This is a genomic window from Flavobacterium frigidarium DSM 17623, assembly GCF_000425505.1.
GTDB classification, from domain to species: domain Bacteria; phylum Bacteroidota; class Bacteroidia; order Flavobacteriales; family Flavobacteriaceae; genus Flavobacterium; species Flavobacterium frigidarium.
Genome location: NZ_AUDO01000012.1, coordinates 1 through 18,843, shown reverse-complemented (window position 1 = coordinate 18,843; position 18,843 = coordinate 1). Strand labels below are relative to the sequence as shown.

General features: G+C 35.9%; 17 protein-coding genes. 15 read left to right on the top strand and 2 right to left on the bottom strand.

Translation table 11 applies throughout. The annotated features are described in order from the left end of the window. Window positions 1–9 precede the first annotated feature (9 nt). The 7 genes from H603_RS0108810 (at window position 10) to H603_RS0108780 (ending at window position 10,449) form a co-directional block, all read left to right on the top strand. Entirely contained in the window at window positions 10–2,316 is a 2,307-nt protein-coding gene (locus H603_RS0108810; RefSeq protein WP_026708242.1) for a glycoside hydrolase family 65 protein, read from the top strand. A 220-nt stretch (window positions 2,317–2,536) separates the two neighbouring features. Next, window positions 2,537–4,930, top strand: a complete 2,394-nt coding sequence (locus H603_RS0108805) for a glycoside hydrolase family 31 protein (RefSeq protein ID WP_026708241.1) — start codon at window positions 2,537–2,539, stop codon at window positions 4,928–4,930. Between the two features lie 4 nt (window positions 4,931–4,934). Beyond that, the gene (locus H603_RS0108800) at window positions 4,935–6,599 is read left to right on the top strand and encodes an alpha-amylase family glycosyl hydrolase (RefSeq protein ID WP_026708240.1); all 1,665 of its coding nucleotides are present in this window, start codon (window positions 4,935–4,937) and stop codon (window positions 6,597–6,599) included. Window positions 6,600–6,758: 159 nt separating this feature from the next. Next, the gene (locus H603_RS0108795; RefSeq protein ID WP_026708239.1) at window positions 6,759–7,436 is read left to right on the top strand and encodes a glycerophosphodiester phosphodiesterase; all 678 of its coding nucleotides are present in this window, start codon (window positions 6,759–6,761) and stop codon (window positions 7,434–7,436) included. 29 nt (window positions 7,437–7,465) lie between these two features. After that, window positions 7,466–8,686: a BaiN/RdsA family NAD(P)/FAD-dependent oxidoreductase gene (locus H603_RS0108790; RefSeq protein ID WP_026708238.1), complete on the top strand. Its 1,221-nt coding sequence runs from the start codon at window positions 7,466–7,468 to the stop codon at window positions 8,684–8,686. A 95-nt stretch (window positions 8,687–8,781) separates the two neighbouring features. Beyond that, on the top strand, window positions 8,782–9,522 hold the full coding sequence (locus H603_RS0108785; protein ID WP_026708237.1) for a peptidase associated/transthyretin-like domain-containing protein: 741 nt from the start codon (window positions 8,782–8,784) through the stop codon (window positions 9,520–9,522). 264 nt (window positions 9,523–9,786) lie between these two features. Beyond that, window positions 9,787–10,449: a hypothetical protein gene (locus H603_RS0108780; RefSeq protein ID WP_026708236.1), complete on the top strand. Its 663-nt coding sequence runs from the start codon at window positions 9,787–9,789 to the stop codon at window positions 10,447–10,449. Window positions 10,450–10,532: 83 nt separating this feature from the next. On the opposite strand, the gene H603_RS0108775 is transcribed toward H603_RS0108780, so the two are convergent. After that, the gene (locus tag H603_RS0108775; RefSeq protein WP_026708235.1) at window positions 10,533–11,009 is read right to left on the bottom strand and encodes a TspO/MBR family protein; all 477 of its coding nucleotides are present in this window, start codon (window positions 11,007–11,009) and stop codon (window positions 10,533–10,535) included. Window positions 11,010–11,119: 110 nt separating this feature from the next. Here H603_RS0108775 and H603_RS0108770 point away from each other — a divergent pair, with 110 nt between their 5' ends. From H603_RS0108770 to H603_RS0108735, 8 genes are all read left to right on the top strand, one after another. After that, a complete protein-coding gene (locus tag H603_RS0108770) occupies window positions 11,120–12,202 on the top strand; it encodes a diphosphomevalonate/mevalonate 3,5-bisphosphate decarboxylase family protein (RefSeq protein WP_026708234.1) in 1,083 nt (360 codons plus the stop codon). 33 nt (window positions 12,203–12,235) lie between these two features. Further along, window positions 12,236–12,454 carry a hypothetical protein gene (locus H603_RS0108765; RefSeq protein WP_026708233.1) on the top strand — a complete coding sequence of 73 codons (219 nt, stop codon included), beginning with the start codon at window positions 12,236–12,238 and terminating at the stop codon, window positions 12,452–12,454. After that, on the top strand, window positions 12,454–12,750 hold the full coding sequence (locus H603_RS0108760; RefSeq protein WP_026708232.1) for a type II toxin-antitoxin system RelE/ParE family toxin: 297 nt from the start codon (window positions 12,454–12,456) through the stop codon (window positions 12,748–12,750). The genes H603_RS0108765 and H603_RS0108760 overlap by 1 nt, the downstream gene beginning before the upstream one ends. A 32-nt stretch (window positions 12,751–12,782) precedes the next feature. Next, window positions 12,783–13,721 (top strand): mevalonate kinase family protein, encoded by a 939-nt coding sequence (locus H603_RS0108755; protein ID WP_026708231.1) that lies wholly within the window; start codon window positions 12,783–12,785, stop codon window positions 13,719–13,721. A 69-nt stretch (window positions 13,722–13,790) separates the two neighbouring features. After that, the gene (locus tag H603_RS0108750; protein ID WP_026708230.1) at window positions 13,791–14,750 is read left to right on the top strand and encodes a geranylgeranylglycerol-phosphate geranylgeranyltransferase; all 960 of its coding nucleotides are present in this window, start codon (window positions 13,791–13,793) and stop codon (window positions 14,748–14,750) included. 234 nt (window positions 14,751–14,984) lie between these two features. Beyond that, window positions 14,985–15,893 carry a pseudouridine synthase gene (locus tag H603_RS0108745; protein WP_026708229.1) on the top strand — a complete coding sequence of 303 codons (909 nt, stop codon included), beginning with the start codon at window positions 14,985–14,987 and terminating at the stop codon, window positions 15,891–15,893. Window positions 15,894–15,973: 80 nt separating this feature from the next. Beyond that, on the top strand, window positions 15,974–16,336 hold the full coding sequence (locus tag H603_RS0108740; protein ID WP_026708228.1) for a nuclear transport factor 2 family protein: 363 nt from the start codon (window positions 15,974–15,976) through the stop codon (window positions 16,334–16,336). A gap of 232 nt (window positions 16,337–16,568) precedes the next feature. Next, window positions 16,569–18,338 (top strand): DUF885 domain-containing protein, encoded by a 1,770-nt coding sequence (locus H603_RS0108735; protein ID WP_026708227.1) that lies wholly within the window; start codon window positions 16,569–16,571, stop codon window positions 18,336–18,338. A gap of 203 nt (window positions 18,339–18,541) precedes the next feature. Here the strand turns inward: H603_RS0108735 and H603_RS0108730 are convergent. Then, the coding region (locus H603_RS0108730; RefSeq protein ID WP_026708226.1) for an IS3 family transposase at window positions 18,542–18,843 on the bottom strand (302 nt) is incomplete at its 5' end.

Sequence of the window (18,843 nt, the reverse complement as noted above, 5' to 3'; positions counted from 1 at the left end):
AAAGAAAAAATGAATCAAGATTATATAAAACCAAATAACTGGTCTATCATTGAAGAAGGATTTGATGTAGAGCGTGTAAAATCATCTGAAAGTTTGTTCAGTATTGGGAACGGCGCCATGGGGCAACGTGCCAATTTTGAAGAGACATATACTGGAGACACTTTTCAAGGAAGTTACATCGCCGGAATCTACTATCCAGACAAAACAAAAGTAGGCTGGTGGAAAAATGGCTATCCTGAATATTTTGCAAAAGTGCTGAATGCACCCAATTGGATTGGAATCGAAATCGAAATCAACGATGAGCTTTTCGATCTAAATGCGTGTACTAACGTTAAAAATTTTCGTAGAGAGTTGAATATGAAAGAGGGTTGGTATAGCCGCTCTCTTGAAGCTACCTTAAAAAACGGAACTGAAGTTGCCATAAATGTAATGCGCTTTTTATCTCTTGATTTAGATGAGGTTGGAGCTATTCATTACGAAATTACACCTCTTAATAAAGATGCCAAAATTGTTTACAAACCTTATGTAGATGCAGGTGTTACAAATGAAGATGCCAACTGGGACGAGAAATTCTGGGAGCCATTAGAAGTTAAACATTCTGGAAACGAAGCCTATGTAACGGCACAAACTTTCAAGACGCATTTTAAGGTGACTACTTTTATGCACAATAGCGTTTTCGAAAATGGTAAAAACTTGAATCTTTCTCCAACAAATTTCAATACTACCTCAGACAAAATTCAAAGTTTGTATGCAGTGATTGTGGCTAAAGGAAAAACGTCTTCGATCCAAAAAATCGCTGGTTACACGGTTTCTTTAAATCACAACAACACGCAAACAGCTGCCGAAAAAGCAATTCAAGCGGCTCTAGCCAAAGGATATAATCAATTATTACAAGACCAAATTGCTGCTTGGGCAAAGATTTGGGAAATGTCAGACATTACAATTGATGGCGATGTAAAAGCACAACAGGGAATTCGTTTTAACATTTTTCAATTAAACCAAACCTACTTAGGTAAGGACAGTCGTTTAAATATTGGTCCAAAAGGATTTACTGGCGAGAAATATGGTGGCTCTACCTACTGGGACACAGAGGCGTATTGTATTCCTTTTTACATGGCGACAAAAGACCAGCAAGTAGCACGTAATTTATTGACGTATCGTTACAACCAATTAGACAAAGCTATTGAAAATGCCGAGAAAAATTTAGGCTTTAAAAACGGTGCTGCCCTCTACCCTATGGTGACGATGAACGGGGAAGAATGTCATAACGAATGGGAAATCACTCATGAAGAAATTCATAGAAATGGCGCCATCGCTTTTGCCATTTTCAACTACCACCGTTTTACAGGCGACTACTCTTATATTCCCGAAAAAGGTTTAGAAGTATTGATTGCCATCGCTCGTTTCTGGCATCAAAGAGCTTCTTTTTCGACAGCCAAAAACCAATATGTGATTCTTGGAGTTACGGGTCCTAATGAATATGAAAACAATATCAACAATAATTTCTACACTAATTACATTGCAAAATGGTGTATTGATTATGCTTTCGAACAAATTCAAAAAGTATCATTAGAATATGCTTCTGATCATAAGCGAATCATCGAGAAAGTAAAATTAAGTGATAGCGAAATCCAAGAATGGAAAAAAGTAGCTGATAACATGTATTTCCCTAAATCAAAAGAACTAGGAATCTACTTGCAGCAAGACAACTTTTTAGACAAAGATTTGGTTCCTGTAAAAGATCTAGATCCTTCACAAAGACCCATCAATCAAAAATGGTCATGGGATAGAGTGTTGCGTTCGCCATACATAAAACAAGCCGATGTTCTGCAATGTTTCTACTTTTTTGAAGATCATTTCTCTAAAGAAGAGCTGAATAAAAACTTTGATTTTTACGAGTCATTCACAGTGCATGAGAGTTCGCTTTCGCCTTGCGTACACTCTATTCAAGCAGCATTGTTAGACAAAATGGACATGGCGTACACGTTCTATTTAAGAACATCTAGGTTGGATCTTGATGATTACAACAAAGAGGTTGAAGAGGGTTGCCACATCACTTCGATGGCAGGAACTTGGATGAGTATTGTTGAAGGTTTTGGCGGAATGCGTGTTAAGAATGACACACTACATTTCTCCCCAAAAATTCCTAAAGAATGGGATGGTTATTCGTTCAAAATTAATTTTAGAAACCAAATTTTGAAAGTAATTATAAACCATAACGAAACTCAAATCACGCTTGAAGGTTCGCAAGATTTAACCGTTTATGTAAATGACCAACCGGTGCTAGTACGCGCAAACGAACATGCTACAGCATAAAATTCCCAATGAATAAATGATATCGAGGCATTACCCAAATGATTTTTTCAAAGTACGTAATGTCTCAATATTATTTATAATTCTCGCCTACTTTGAACATTTCAAGTAGCAACAACACTATTTTTTGCTTGTAATTATTAGAAGCTATTTCCTGCTATCCCCTTTATCTCTTCACTACGTTACGAGGATATCGGTCCTATCAGGGCTAAAAAAAAGTACTATGAACAAATTCCTTCTCAGCATCTTACTACTGGTTTTTACAATCACATTTTCATTTGCGCAAAATGCAGACCGAAAATTTAAAAACAGCAGTTACAACCACAACACATTAGATATAACAACTTCAGATGGTAACTATAGTATCACTGCATATTCTGACAAAATTGTAGCGACTACTTTTATTCCAACATTCGAAAAAAATAAGCCAAACGCAACATCGCACGCAGTTGTTCTTGAACCTGAAAACAACATTGCTAAAGTAAAAGAAACAAATACACAAATCGTTTTGTCTACTCAAGGAATTGCGGTTACGGTAACCAAATCTCCTTTCCAAATTAATTATTTCTATAAGTCCAAAGCACTACTTTCTGAGAAAAATGGCTATGTAAAAAAAGACAGCACTGAAGTGCTCGATTTTAATTTAGATAAGACCGAAATGCTTTATGGTACAGGCGAACGCGTTTTAGGAATGAACCGCCGTGGGAACCGATTGCAATTGTACAATCGTGCACATTACGGTTATGAAACACATTCAGAATTAATGAATTTTACCATGCCACTAGTGATGTCATCAAAAATCTACGCAGTCCATTTTGACAATGCCGCGATTGGATACTTAGATTTAGACAGTAAAAAAGACAACATATTAGCATACGAAACAATATCTGGCCGAAAAACCTATCAAGTTATCGCAGCCGACAGTTGGACTGACTTGATAGACAGCTACACCAACTTAACTGGAAAACAACCCCTGCCTCCACGCTGGGCATTTGGTAATTTTGCCAGTCGTTTTGGTTACCACACCCAAGCTGAAACCGAAGCAACAATTCAAAAATTTAGAGATGAAAAAATTCCTGTAGACGCTGTAATTCTGGATTTATACTGGTTCGGAAAAACAGTTCAAGGAACTATGGGAAACCTGGAATGGGATAAAGAAAGTTTTCCTGAGCCTACAAATATGATTGCCAATCTTGAGAAAGCAGGCGTCAAAACAATTCTAATCACTGAACCTTTTATTTTAACTACTTCAAGCAAATGGCAAGAAGCAGTTGATAAAAAAATCTTAGCCACGGATAGCCTTGGTCAACCATTTACCTACGATTTCTATTTTGGAAATACTGGAATCATCGATATTTTTAAACCCGAAGGCAAGCAATGGTTTTGGGATATTTATAAAAATTTAATCAATCAAGGCGTTGCTGGATTGTGGGGTGATCTTGGCGAACCCGAAGTTTTTCCGTCTGAAGCAATTACCGCTGCTGGAAAAGCAGATGAAGTTCATAATATCTATGGCCACAATTGGGCAAAACTTGTTCTGGACGGTTATAAAAAGGATTTTACAAATCAAAGACCTTTTATTTTAATGCGCGCAGGATACTCTGGATCCCAAAGATACGGTATGATTCCGTGGTCAGGAGATGTTAGTCGTTCTTGGGGCGGATTGCAAGCACAAACAGAAATTGCACTTCAAATGGGAATGCAAGGTATGGGATACATGCACTCTGACTTGGGTGGTTTTGCTGGAGCAACGGATGACAATGAATTGTACACACGCTGGTTGCAATATGGCGTTTTCCAACCTGTTTTTCGTCCACATGCTCAGGAAGACGTTCCATCTGAACCGATTTTTAAAGACGAAATCACAAAAAACAGAACGCGCAAAGCCATCGAATTACGCTACCAAATGATTCCGTACAATTACACTATCGCTTTCGAAAACAATCAAAAAGGAACACCATTAATGCGTCCGCTGCTTTTTGAAGAACCTAATGATACCGTTATCCAACAAGTAAACGAAACCTACTTATGGGGAAATGACTTTCTCGTTACTCCTATTACACATGCTGGAACAACTGAAAAAACAATTTATTTTCCTAAAAGCAGCAATTGGTTCGACTTTTACTCTGACAAGAAATATGCGGCAGCAAGCACAGAAAACATTAAAGTAGTACCTGAGCACATTCCGGTATTTGTACGAGGCGGTGCTTTTATCCCCATGGCAGATTTGGTACAAACGACACGTGATTACACTACTTCAAAACTAACACTGCATTATTACAAGGACAACGATCTAAAAGTAAGCACTGGTAAAATGTACAACGATGATGGTAAAACACCAGAAGCTTTCGAGAAAGGAAATTTTGAAATTTTACATTTTACGGGAACAAATAAAAACAGTAAATTGACTATAGACTTAAAGTCTCAAATAGGCGCAAATTATGAAAGTATTGATCGTGACATCGTACTTGTAATTCACAACAGCGCAAAAAAACCAAAGAAGATAAAACAAAACAATAAAGTGATTGATTTCACTTGGACAGCGGCAAGCAACCAACTTAACATTCCAGTAAAATGGACAAAAGAATCATCACAAAAAATAAACATTCAATATTAGCAACATGAAAAAACAAAATACATATGTGCTATTATTTGCTCTAGCATTTTTAGCAAGTTGTAGCAGCTCAAAAATGGTTTCTACAACTAAAAAAGAAACCAAAACGCCATTCATTTGGGAAGCGGCAAGTGTCTATTTTTTAATGACTGATCGTTTTAATAACGGAGACACAGCAAATGACCAGAATTACAACCGAACTAAAACTAGCGGCAAATTGCGTGGTTTTCAAGGTGGTGACATCAAAGGAATTTCGCAAAAAATTGACGAGGGATATTTTGACAAACTGGGGATAAATGCGATTTGGTTTACACCAATAGTAGAGCAAATTCACGATGGTGTTGATGAAGGAACAGGGTACAGTTATGCGTTTCATGGATACTGGACGAGAGACTGGACGGCATTAGATCCTAATTTTGGAACTAAAGATGATCTTGCAGCATTAGTTGAAAAAGCACATGCTCACGGAATAAGAATTATTCTTGATGGCGTAATTAATCACACCGGGCCGGTAACTCCTGAGGATTCGGTATGGCCACAAGATTGGGTACGAACAGATCCCGAATGTGATTACAAAACATTTGAAACTACAACGGCTTGCACTTTAGTGAAGAACTTACCAGATATTAAAACCGAAAGCAATCAAGAGGTTGCCCTCCCTCCTTTTTTAATCCAAAAATGGAAAGCAGAAGGCCGTTACGAAAAAGAAGTCGCTTCACTTGATGCCTTTTTTAAGAGAACAGGATATCCAAGAACTTCAAAAAACTACATTATTAAATGGTTGACAGATTACATCGTCACTTACGGAATTGATGGCTACAGAGCCGATACGGTTAAACACACCAATTTGAGTGTTTGGAGCGACTTTAAAACGCAATGTGATTATGCTTTTGCCACTTGGAAGAAAAACAATCCAACAAAAGTATTAGACAACAACCCATTTTATACCATCTCCGAAGTGTACAATTATAATATTAGTGCTGGAAAATATTTTGATTTTGGAGATAAAAAAGTCAATTATTACGACAATGGTTTTAGCAATATGATCAATTTCGAATTCAAATCGGATGCATTAAAAGGGTACGAATTTATATTCTCTAAATATTCTAATGCCTTAAATGGTGAATTAAAAGGACACAGTGTTTTAAACTACTTATCGTCTCATGATGATGGAAGTCCGTTTGACGCTAATAGAACTAAGAACAAAGAAACGGCAACAAAATTATTGCTTTCGCCAGGATTAGCGCAGGTTTTTTATGGAGATGAATCGGCACGTTCACTTGTTGTTGAAGGAACTGAAGGTGATGCAACTTTGCGCTCATTCATGAACTGGGAAGATATTAAGTCAGACAAAGCAACTCAAGAAGCGCTTTTGCATTGGCAAAAACTAGGACAGTTTAGAAAAAATCACCCATCAATTGGAGCCGGTGTACATCAAGAGATTACCGCACAACCATATACATTTTCGAGAACTTTCTATAACGACAAGTACACGGATCAAGTAGTCGTGGGACTAAATTTACCAATAGGCAAAAAAGAGTTATCTGTTGGATCAATTTTCGCAAACGGAATTACATTAATAGATGCTTACTCTGGAAAATTAGTCACTGTAACAGACGGAAAAGTTAGTCTTGACACCCCATTTGACATTGCACTTTTAGAAAAACAATAGTTGGATGCAGATTAAAAGGATTACCGCAGAATTCTAATGCTGCAAATTTTTGAAAGAATAGATTTCCCAAAGAATACCACCACCTTTTTAAACTTTAAAAGCACAAACCAACTCGGTTTGTGCTTTTTTATTTTAGCTACCTTTGTAAAAAATTAAACTATGCTCAAAATAGGTCATCGTGGTGCTAAAGGTTACGAACCTGAGAATACTTTGATTGGTTTTGAAAAAGCACTAGCGCTAGGTGTTGACCAAATCGAATTAGATATACATCTCAGTGCTGATGGTGAAATCATGGTAATTCATGACGAAACTATAGATAGAACGACCAATGGTAGCGGCTGTGTAAATAGTTTGACTTGTACGGAATTACAACAATTCCGAATCAAAGAACAGCAGCATATTCCAACATTAATCGAAGTTTTAAATCTTATTGATCGAAAATGCTCTGTTAATATCGAAATAAAAAGTACTAATTTGGCTGACAAATTAGTCACAGTCCTCGAGCAATTCATAACTAAAAAACATTGGAAATTCAGCCAGTTTATCGTCTCTAGTTTTGAGTGGGATACTTTAGAAAAAGTGCGCTCATTGAATCCTGAGATTTCGATTGGTGTTTTGACGGACACGAATATAGAAGATGCTCTGGCTTTCGCCAAAAAGATAAGAGCGCAAGCGATAAACCCTGATTTTCAGTTGCTTTCAAAATACAATGTTAGTGCAATGCAGCAAGCAGGGTTTCAAGTTTTCCCTTGGACGGTTAACGAAATCGAAGACATAAAAAAAATACAATCATACAAAGTAGACGGAATCATTTCTGATTTTCCCGATAGATTATAAATTTTGCTTCAAGCAAAAACAAAAACAACATGAATCAAGATTTTGATATAATTATAGTAGGTGGTGGTGCAGCAGGTTTTTTTACAGCCATAAACATCGTGGAGAAGAACCCAAAATTAAAAGTGGCCATACTAGAACGTGGTGCCGAAGTTTTGCAAAAAGTGCGCATCTCTGGTGGTGGTCGTTGCAATGTGACGCACGCCTGTTTTGAACCTAACGAATTAGTAAAATTCTATCCACGTGGAGAGAAAGAATTGCGTGGTCCTTTTCACCAATTTTGCTCCGGCGATACTATCGATTGGTTTGAAAAACATGGTGTTGAGTTAAAAATTGAAGATGACGGCAGAATGTTTCCGGTTTCTAATTCCTCACAAACGATCATTGATTGCTTTTTGCAAGCCACTCAAAAACTAGGCATCAAAGTATTGACAGGACAAAGTGTACAGTCTATTTTTAATCCCGAAATTTCGGGAGAAAACATTTGGAAAATAGAAACACAAACTGAAAATTATGTAGCAGAAAAACTTATTCTAGCTACTGGAAGCAACCCTAAAGTTTGGGAAATGCTACAAACTTATGGTCACGCCATTGTGAATCCGGTGCCATCTTTGTTTACCTTCAATATCAAAGATCCTAGAATTAAAGAATTGCCAGGTGTTGCCGCTTTAGCAACCGTGAAGGTAAAAGACACAAAACTAGAATCAACCGGGCCTTTATTAATCACCCACTGGGGAATGAGCGGTCCTGCGGTTTTAAAATTATCCGCTTGGGGTGCAAGAATATTGCATGACAAAAACTATCAATTTACTATTAGTGTGAATTGGCTAAATGATGTCGATGCAGATGAAGCCGAGAAAAAACTAAAAGAACTCAAGCAAGAACATGCCAAAAAAGCCGTTTCTAAAAAATCCCCTTTTGATTTTCCGAATCGTTTGTGGGAGAGTCTCGTACATGCATCAGGAATTGATTCCGAGACAAAATGGGCAGACCTCTCTAAAATGCAACTGCAAAATCTATCCAATCAACTAACAAATGGAAGTTTTCAAGTCAATGGAAAAAGTACTTTTAAAGAAGAATTTGTAACTGCTGGCGGAATCGATTTAAAAGAAATCAATTTTAAAACCATGGAAAGTAAACTACATGCAAATCTTTATTTTGCTGGAGAAATAGTCAATATCGATGCGATTACGGGTGGCTTTAATTTCCAGAATGCGTGGACAAGTGGGTTTATAGTAGCGAATGCTATTTAATATCTTAAAATTAATTAACAAGAATTTACACAATTGATAAGTTTTCATTAAGAACAATCTAATACTTTTACAGTTAAGCTATTAGACGATAATTTATGAGAACAAAACTACTTTCCCTAGTTGTTATTTTACATACCTTAAATAGTTTTTCACAAAAAGTAAAAGGCACGGTTCTCTATAACAACTATGTGATTCCTAATGTGGAAGTAATCAACTCCAACACAAGGCAACTAACTATTACAGATGCTAAAGGAGAATTTACCATCGATGCAAAAACCAATGACATTTTGATTTTTGTTTCTAAACAGTACCAACTAAAAAAACTGATGCTAAATCCTTTGCTATATACTAATGGCGTGTTAGAAGTTGATCTAATTTTAAAGGCCGTAGAATTGAGTGAAGTTGTCGTAACAAATATACCTTCAATAAAATTAGGCACAGACCAGAAGTGGGAACAAACTAAATTAGACCAATACACATTAGAAAAAACAACTGCTGCTCCGCAAGTACAGGGCGTTTATACAGGAACAATAGTAAATGGTCTTGACTTTATGCGAATAGGCGGAATGCTTCTAGACCTATTCCTTAAAGATAAAGGACCCGCCAAAAAAGAAGCACCTGAAATAGCATTCAAAGATTTTGCCCAATCAAAATGTGATACCGTTTATCTCAAAAAAACACTACACCTACAACCCGAAGAGATTGGATTATTCTTAGAATTCTGCGATGCTGACCCTAAATCAAAAACCATCGCCGCCAACCAAAATGTGCTGAGTTTAATGGACTTTTTATTCGAAAAAAAAACCGCCTTTAAAAATCTAGCCACAGCAAACTAACCACACACAAGCAGGCTGAGACTGTGACTGCAAACTGAGACAGAGACTGAAAACTGTGACCGCAAACTGAAACTGAGACTGAAGACTGAGACTGAAGACTGAGACTGAAGACTGAGACTGAAAACTGAAAACTGAGACTGAAAACTGCAAACCGCAAACCAAGACTAAAACCTAAGACTACATCCCATGAGAACAAACCATCTATTAATTGTACTCCTCTTGTTCTCCATCAAAAGTATTTCCCAAAAAATTGACGGAACAGTGATGTTTAATAAATTTGTACTTTCTAATGTTGAAGTAATTAATTATGACACTAAAGAGTTCGCTTTGACCGATGCTGATGGCAATTTTTCTATTTCTGCAAAAAAGGGTGATTTACTGGTATTTGTATCAAAGAACCACGAATTAAAACAACTGCCTTTCAACCCAGCGCTATTAGTAAACGATAAACTTATAGTTAAAGTAACTTTGGTAGCGGAAGAGTTAAATGAAATTTTAATTACAAATACTACTGCTGTTACACTGAAAACAAATACAAAAATTGAGCAAATAAAAAGAGATGAAATTAAAGCAGACAGGGAAGAAAGAAAATTAAAACCTTTAAATGTTGACGATCTAAGTATAAATAAGGGACTGAATGTAATACGAGTAGTGGGTTTTATTGTGGACAAACTCAAAAAAGAGAAAGAACCAATTAAAAGAACAGTTCCTGAAATTGCGTTCTACACCCTTGCCAAAAATAGCTATGACCAAAACTTTTATATCAAAACCTTGATGCTACAACCGGATCAAATAGAACTTTTTCTTCAGTTTTGCGATGCTGACCCTAAATCAAAAACCATCGCCGCCGACCAAAATACCCTGAGTTTAATGGACTTTTTATTCGAAAAAAACACCGCCTTTAAAAATCTAAACATAGTTAATTGATCACACAACAGAACAGGCTGAAACTGAAAACTGAAAACTGAGACTGAGACTGCAAACTAATAACCGCAAACCAAGACTGAAACCTACCTATTCAACCACCAGATACTTTCATTTAAAACCATAGCAAAACTCACCCAGGCTAAATAAGGCAACAATAAGTACCCTGCAATTTTATTAATTTTTGAGAACTGCGTGTACGTTTCAAAAATCATCAACCATAAAATAATGATTTCGATTCCGGCGAGCATAGGGTTTTTTAATCCGAAGAATAAATACGACCACAAAGCATTCAACACTAGCTGAACGGCAAATACAACCAATGCTTTTCTCACAATCTCTTTTTCAAAATCAATGCGATTCCACACTAGTCCTGCCGCTACTCCCATCATAATATACAGTGTGCTCCACACTGGCGCAAAAACCCAATTAGGCGGATTAAAGCTTGGTTTCACTAAGGTAGGATACCAAGTTGTTATTGCTGATTTTGTAACTGTACTTGATAAGTAACCAACAGCCAAGCAGGTAACCACTACGGTAAGTATTTTTGTAATCTTATTCATTTTTCTATTTCTTTGAGAAACCAAAATTAATGAAAATTCAAGAGTTTTCGACAAATAAACCAATTGATGTGTTCACCAAAAAAAGTATCTTTGTGAAAATTTTACCATTCATGTTAACAGCAAAAGACTTTATCCCAGCGGCCTATTCTCAAACTATAGAAAGTGGTGAGTACCAGTGGAGCGCACCTAGTAATATCGCCTTGGTGAAGTACTGGGGAAAGAAGGACAACCAAATTCCAGCAAATCCATCGGTGAGTTTTACTTTGAGCAATTGTAAAACCATTACTAAGTTGGCTTTCGCCAAAAAGGAAAATAAAGACAGTCTCTCTTTTGACTTGCTTTTTGAAGGGCAACCGAAAGAAGATTTCAAACCAAAAATCCAGAAATTTTTAGAAAGAATCGAAGTGTACCTTCCTTTTCTAAAAGAGTATCATTTTACGATAGACACACAAAATACGTTTCCGCATAGTTCAGGCATTGCTTCATCAGCGTCAGGAATGGCTGCGCTAGCCATGAATTTCATAAGTTTAGAAAAAGCACTAAATCCAGCAATGACTGATGCGTACTTTTACCAAAAAGCCTCCTTACTAGCACGACTAGGATCAGGTAGCGCTTGCCGTAGCGTAAAAGGACAGGTGGTAGTTTGGGGAAAACAAGCGAACATAGAAGGCAGTACTGATTTATATGGTGTGGAATTCCCTAACGAAATCCATGCTAACTTCAAGAATTACCAAGACACTATTTTACTGGTAGACAAAGGTGAAAAACAAGTCTCAAGTACGGTAGGTCATGATTTGATGCATAATCATCCTTATGCCAGCAGCCGTTTTGCTCAAGCTCACGAAAATTTAGATGCTTTAAAAGCGATATTTAAGAGCGGGGATTTAGACGCATTCATTAAAATAGTAGAAAGCGAAGCCCTAACATTGCATGCGATGATGATGACTTCGATGCCGTATTTTATTTTGATGAAACCAAACACCTTGCAGATTATTAATACAATTTGGAAATTCAGAAATGAAACCCAAATACCCGTTTGTTTTACCCTTGATGCAGGAGCAAATGTGCATGTTTTATACCCCGAAAACGTTACCGAAAAAGTTTTGCAATTTATTAAAGACGAATTAGTTGGCTATTGTCAAAATGGGCAGTACATTTGTGACGAAATTGGAAATGGAGCAATCCTATTATAATTTTCGTATCTTTATGAGATTAAAGCGTTAAGCATGGATATTCAATTAGAAAAACAGGAAATTATTGAACGGTTATTGCAAACCAATGACGAATCAATTATTGCGTCTATTAAATCCCTTTTAACAAAAGAAAAAAAAGATTTTTGGGAGGAGTTGACACAGGAAGAGAAAGCAGGAATCGAAGAAGGAATTGAAGATTTTAAAAACGGCAATACAACATCTTGGGATGACTTTATAATCAACTATCTTTAATGCGTAAGGTGGTGATTTCTAAACGAGCAACATATGAGTTAGAAGATTTATTTAAATTTCTAGACAATAAATGGTCTATCAGTATTCGTAAGAAAGTCGCACAGAAGTTGAATAAAAATATTGAAAAAATCAGATTAAATCCTGAATTATTTCCAAAATCAATGGTACGAAATACACGAAAATGTGTGGTTTCAAAACAGATAAGCTTGTATTATGACTTTGACGAAAAAAATTTAAACATTCTTCGCATTTTCGATACAAGACAAGACCCAAATAAGATTAAAAAAACAGAATAATTACCAACCCCAAATTGTTAATTTAAAATAATATGAAAGGACCTTTATTTTACTCAAAAATATTACTCTTTGGAGAATACGGAATTATTCGTGATTCTAAGGGTTTATCGATTCCCTATAATTTTTACAACGGGGCTTTAAAAAGAGATGAAAACCCATCGGCAGAAGCAATTGCTTCTAATGCAAGTTTGAATCGCTTTGCTACTTACCTTGACACTTTACAAACAGAGCAACCTGAGCTAGTTTCATTTGACTTAGCTGCTTTAAAAAGTGATATCGAATCAGGTATGTATTTTGACTCTAGCATTCCTCAAGGATATGGTGTAGGAAGTAGCGGTGCATTAGTTGCAGCTATCTATGATAAGTACGCTCTAGACAAAATCACGGTTTTAGAAAATTTAACGAGAGAAAAATTGTTAGAATTGAAAACTATCTTTTCTCAAATGGAAAGTTTCTTCCATGGAAAAAGTTCTGGTTTAGATCCTTTGAATAGTTATTTAAGCATTCCGATTTTGATCAATTCTAAAGACAATATTGAAGCAACCGGAATTCCGAATCAAAGTTTTGATGGTAAAGGAGCCGTTTTCTTAATCGATTCTGGAATCGTAGGAGAAACAGCACCTATGGTTAACATCTTCATGGAAAACTTGAAAGACAAAGGGTTCCGTACCATGTTGAAAAATCAGTTTGTGAAACATACCGATGCTTGCGTGGAGAATTTTCTTGGTGGGGACATGAAATCATTGTTTAGTAACACTAAAAAACTATCTAAAGTGGTTTTAAGTCATTTTAAACCAATGATTCCAGAACAGTTTCATGCCATTTGGCAAAAAGGGATTGATACAAACGATTACTATTTAAAACTTTGTGGTTCAGGTGGTGGTGGTTACATTCTAGGATTTACAGAAGATTTAGAAAAAGCAAAAGCATCCTTGAACGACTACAAACTTGAAGTAGTTTATCAGTTTTAATCCAACACAAAACATAAATTTAAAGCTTAAAATTCTTGGTGATTTTAAGCTTTATTATTTTAATAATATATGGCATTAAGTAGAAAGCGCAAGCTTTTTTTAAAAAAAGTAATTAGTTTATTCTCAGTCATTAGAGGGTATAACATTCCAATTATAATATTAGCACAATACTTATCGGCTATTTTTATTTTAGCTCCTGAGAAACGTGCCATTGCTATTTTATTAGACTTCAATTTATTTCTACTTGTTTTTGCCTCAGCGATTACTATTGCCTCTGGATATATAATCAACAATTTTTACGACAGCCAAAAGGATTTAATCAATAGACCTAACAAATCGATGTTAGATCGTTTAGTGCGTCAGTCAACCAAATTAAAAGTGTATTTTGCCTTGAACTTCGTAGCTGCCTTACTTGCGCTGTGGGCTTCTTGGCAAGCCTTCCTGTTCTTCTCGGCTTATATTTTCATGATTTGGTTTTACTCTCACAAAATCAAAAAATACCCTGTGGTAGGAAATCTAACAGCTGCTATAATGGCAGTTATTCCGTTTTTTGCTATTTTGTTACACTATTACAACAACCTTAGTTTTGAAGAAATAGAAAATTACAAAGGACACTTTGCGGTAATTTTTGCACATGCGAGTTTTTTATTCTTATTACTGTTGATTAGGGAAATGATTAAAGATTTAGAAAATTTAAAAGGTGATCTGGTTAACAATTATCAAACCATCCCTATTCGTTATGGAGAAGTTGTTTCTAAGAAGATTATTACTGCACTTATCATAGTCACTATTATCCCCGTTTACGTTTTAATCGATGTCTATGACGTAGGCTATATGGATATTTATTTTTACAGCTGTTTTATCATCCTGATTTTGTTCTCGCTTTATTTATGGAGCGCCAGCAGCAAAGCACAATACTTGCTACTACACAATGTGTTGAAATTCTTGATTGTAGCAGGCGTATTTTGCATTGTTTTGATTAACCCTACCGTATTGTGGAACGGTAAAAAGCTACTCTTACTTATCTAATAGTTACTTCATTATAACCGCTATTTTTATCGAATGCTTAGCCCTGATTGCAGCGGCATCCTTTAACTTTTTTCTTTAAAAAGTAAAAGATATAGCGGAAAGCAGGAAATAGCTCCTAAAAAAACTTGTGAGAACTTATTTAACATCACTCTGCATTAACCTTTTAGCATTTTAATTAGTAGTTATTGATTGCCAATTATATAAATACTATCTTTGCGCAAATTATTGATTATTATGAATAACAAGGAAGGCAATAATAAGAGTAGTGGCGGAAGAGCAAATAGCTCACGACCACATTCGAATAAGCCAAAACCTGCGATGCAGAAGCGCGCTCAAGGGCCAAAGAAAGTGAAAGTTAACACTAAAGTAGCCGAAGTTGCTACTGATAAGGTTGAGAAAAAACCAAATCAAGCGCCAAAAAGACCTAAAGTAAAAGACGAAATTCGTTTGAATAAATATATTGCAAATTCTGGTGCTTGCTCGCGTCGTGATGCTGATATTTATATTACATCAGGGACAGTAAAAGTGAACGGAATTCCTGTAACCGAAATGGGATACATGGTAAAACCAGGAGATGTTGTGAACTTTGACGGAGCAACATTGACTCCAGAGAAAAAAGTATACATCTTACTAAACAAACCTAAAAACTTCACGACTGCTTTTGACGAAGGTCAAGAATTTCGTAACGTATTAGAGTTGGTTAAAGGTTCTACGACTGCCAAAATTGGTGCTGTGGGAAGAATGGATAAAAATACGACTGGATTATTATTGTTTACCAATGATACTGACATGATTCGTAAATTTACTTTACCTACCAACAAATCATCTAAAATTTACCACGTTTCATTAGACAAAAACTTGAAATTTGAAGATTTAGAAAAAATCAACAAAGGACTAGTTCTTGACGGACACCGTGTATTTGTAGAAGATATTAGCTATATCGAAGGAGAAGCGAAAAGCGAAATAGGTTTGAAATTAAGATCAGCAAACGTTAAGGTTGTTCGTTCGATATTTGAACACTTTAGCTACGATGTATTGCGTATTGACAGAGTTTCTTTTGCAGGTTTGACTAAGAAAAACTTACCAAGAGGAAACTGGAGATTGCTTACTGAGCAAGAAATTATCAATTTAAAGAACGTTTAATAACCGACTTTGAAAACAATATAATTAGAAAAATCCTTTTCATTCGTGAATAGGATTTTTTTTTATAACGCCCCCACCCCATGACCCCAGAAAAATTACAATCGATCGCTTTTAAGTGGATCGAAACATGCAACAGCAAAGAGCTTGAAAAATTATTATCGCTTTATGATGATGACGCCCAACATTTTAGTCCGAGATTAAAAATTGAACAACCAGAAACTAATGGTTTAATTAGCGGTAGAGACGCTATGCGTGCTTGGTGGCAAGATGCATTTGAGAAAACGCCTAGTTTGCAGTACCAATTAAAATCACTTACCGCAAATGGAGACCGTGTTTTCATGGAATACATTAGAACAGTAGCCAACGAAGCTGATGTACTAGTAGCCGAAGTACTGGACATTAGAGAAGACAAAATTGTTGCTTCCAGAGTCTACCACGGCTAACCGTAGCAATGCTTTTGGTTTGAAAAACAATGTTATTACAGCTTTTAAAAATTCCATTTTGATATTCTCGAAATGGAATTTTTTATTTACCACGCATTCTAAAAATAGTTTAAACTAAAGCGCTACCTAAAGCTATCATAATATTGCCTATTTTTGAGTAACCCATTATTGAGAACAAGCTCGTGATACATTCTTTTTAAATCCTATTTCCTTTATTCTAAAACTAATTTATATGAAAACAAAACAACTCATCGTACTAGGTTCGGCGGTATGCTTGCTGTTTAGCAATTGCAAAAAAGACGATGCTAAAAAAACCATCGATTTTACGGCGATTACTAAAAATTATTTTGATGATAAAAATGCACTCGATCCTTTAAGTGCGACTCAAAACGGACAAAATCAGTACAACGATCAGTTGCAATTTGAAATGACCGATGGCTATAGAAAATCACAAATGGCTTTTTTTGATAAATACCAGAAAACAATCGATGCTGTTGATCAAAAAAGCTTAGCTGCAGAAGAGTTGAATAGTTACGAAATCTTAAAATGGGAACTGTCGATGGGTAAAGAATTATTGAACCAACCCACTAATTTAATGCCTATTCATCAGTTTTGGGGAACCCACCTTACCATGGGACAATATGCTGGAGGAAGCAGTGGCCAACCTTTTAAAACTGAAAAAGATTATACCAATTTCTTGAAAAGAATGGATTTGTATAGTGTTTGGATTGATTCGGCGATGGTGTACATGAAAAAAGGTATTGACAAAGGAGCTGTTCTACCGCAATCACTAACAGAAAAAGTGATTCCGCAGTTTGATAAAATGGCAACGCCGAATATCGAAGACAATCTCTTTTATTCGGCTATAAAAATCATGCCCGCAGCTTTCTCAGAAGAAACTAAAAAAGACTTGACAGCAAAATATACGGCAACCATTACTAACAAACTGATTCCGCAATACAAGAAAATGGCCGAATTTCTCAAGAAGGAATACCTACCCGCTTCTCGCAAAACTAGCGGAATAGGAAGTTTAGCTTTTGGCAAAGACCTTTATGCTGTGTATGTAAAACAATGGACAACCACGAGCATGACTCCTGAGGAAATTCATGAGTTGGGATTAAGTGAAGTGGCGCGTTTGAATGCCGAAATGGAAAAAGTAAAAACACAAGTAGGTTTCAAAGGAACACTACTCGAATTTTTTGACTACGTAAGAAACCAAGCAGCATTAAAACCGTTTAAAAAGCCGGAAGAAGTCATTGCCAATTTCGAAAAAATCTACACGGTTATCAAACCCAATGTAGACAAGCTATTCTCGTTACAGCCGAAAACCAAATTTGAAATTAGAAGAACAGAAGCCTTTAGAGAACAAACTGCCAGTGCAGAATACAGCCCAGGAGCTACTGATGGATCGCGTCCGGGGATATTTTATGTCCCTATTCCAAATGTTACGGAATACAATATGTACGGAGACGAAGATCTATTCTTGCACGAAGCCATTCCGGGACATCATTTTCAGATTTCGCTACAACAAGAAAACGCAAACTTACCTGATTTTAGAAAATACAATTGGTTTGGTGCCTATGGAGAAGGTTGGGCATTATACACCGAGAGTTTAGGAAAAGAATTAGGCTTGTACCAAGATCCGTATCAGTATTTTGGGATGTTAGGAAACGAAATGCACCGCGCAGTACGACTAGTTGTCGACACAGGATTGCACAGCAAAGGATGGACCAGAGAACAAGCCATAAAGTACTCCTTAGCAAACGAAGCCGAAAGCGAAGCAAGTATCACCACAGAAATCGAACGCTATATGGCCATTCCGGGGCAGGCGTTGTCTTATAAAATAGGGCAATTAAAAATCATGGAGCTGCGCAAACGAGCACAGGATAAAATGGGAACTCGATTTGACATTAAAAAATTCCATGAAAAAGTGTTGGAATCAGGTGTCATGCCACTAGCCTTGTTAGAAAAAAATATCGATGCTTGGATTGCTGAAAAATAAAGTAATAAAAACAATAATAGCTCCTTATAATGAGAGCTATTATTTTTATATAATTAGTTCCCTTTCAAATGAATTAATTAGACTTAATTATTTTAAAAAATTTTAAAGAGATGAAGCATACGTTATTTTAAAATTTATTAAATAATTAAACAAAAAAAAGCTTCTCGATTAGACTGCACCCAAAAGTTTAGACAAATTTATAATTAATTTTGATAATAGTGAGCTCGATATTGTATCGGGCTCATTTTGTTTAAATTTGATTTAATTCTGTCGTTATTATAATATAATATGTACTCTTTAATCTCTTTTTTTAATTGATTTATAGAGTTGTACTTTTTAAGATAAAACAACTCCGATTTTAGTATTCCAAAGAAGTTTTCAATGATTGCATTATCTAGACAATTGCCCTTTCTTGACATACTTTGTTTAATTCCTTTTTCCTTTAAGAGTTGCTGATATTGTCGCATTTGATATTGCCATCCCTGGTCTGAGTGTAATGTTATAT

Coding starts and splice junctions, on each gene's coding strand:
- H603_RS0108810 (WP_026708242.1), top strand. CDS start 10: ATGAATCAAGATTATATAAAACCAAATAACTGGTCTATCATTGAAGAA.
- H603_RS0108805 (WP_026708241.1), top strand. CDS start 2,537: ATGAACAAATTCCTTCTCAGCATCTTACTACTGGTTTTTACAATCACA.
- H603_RS0108800 (WP_026708240.1), top strand. CDS start 4,935: ATGAAAAAACAAAATACATATGTGCTATTATTTGCTCTAGCATTTTTA.
- H603_RS0108795 (WP_026708239.1), top strand. CDS start 6,759: ATGCTCAAAATAGGTCATCGTGGTGCTAAAGGTTACGAACCTGAGAAT.
- H603_RS0108790 (WP_026708238.1), top strand. CDS start 7,466: ATGAATCAAGATTTTGATATAATTATAGTAGGTGGTGGTGCAGCAGGT.
- H603_RS0108785 (WP_026708237.1), top strand. CDS start 8,782: ATGAGAACAAAACTACTTTCCCTAGTTGTTATTTTACATACCTTAAAT.
- H603_RS0108780 (WP_026708236.1), top strand. CDS start 9,787: ATGTTTAATAAATTTGTACTTTCTAATGTTGAAGTAATTAATTATGAC.
- H603_RS0108775 (WP_026708235.1), bottom strand. CDS start 11,009: ATGAATAAGATTACAAAAATACTTACCGTAGTGGTTACCTGCTTGGCT.
- H603_RS0108770 (WP_026708234.1), top strand. CDS start 11,120: ATGTTAACAGCAAAAGACTTTATCCCAGCGGCCTATTCTCAAACTATA.
- H603_RS0108765 (WP_026708233.1), top strand. CDS start 12,236: ATGGATATTCAATTAGAAAAACAGGAAATTATTGAACGGTTATTGCAA.
- H603_RS0108760 (WP_026708232.1), top strand. CDS start 12,454: ATGCGTAAGGTGGTGATTTCTAAACGAGCAACATATGAGTTAGAAGAT.
- H603_RS0108755 (WP_026708231.1), top strand. CDS start 12,783: ATGAAAGGACCTTTATTTTACTCAAAAATATTACTCTTTGGAGAATAC.
- H603_RS0108750 (WP_026708230.1), top strand. CDS start 13,791: ATGGCATTAAGTAGAAAGCGCAAGCTTTTTTTAAAAAAAGTAATTAGT.
- H603_RS0108745 (WP_026708229.1), top strand. CDS start 14,985: ATGAATAACAAGGAAGGCAATAATAAGAGTAGTGGCGGAAGAGCAAAT.
- H603_RS0108740 (WP_026708228.1), top strand. CDS start 15,974: ATGACCCCAGAAAAATTACAATCGATCGCTTTTAAGTGGATCGAAACA.
- H603_RS0108735 (WP_026708227.1), top strand. CDS start 16,569: ATGAAAACAAAACAACTCATCGTACTAGGTTCGGCGGTATGCTTGCTG.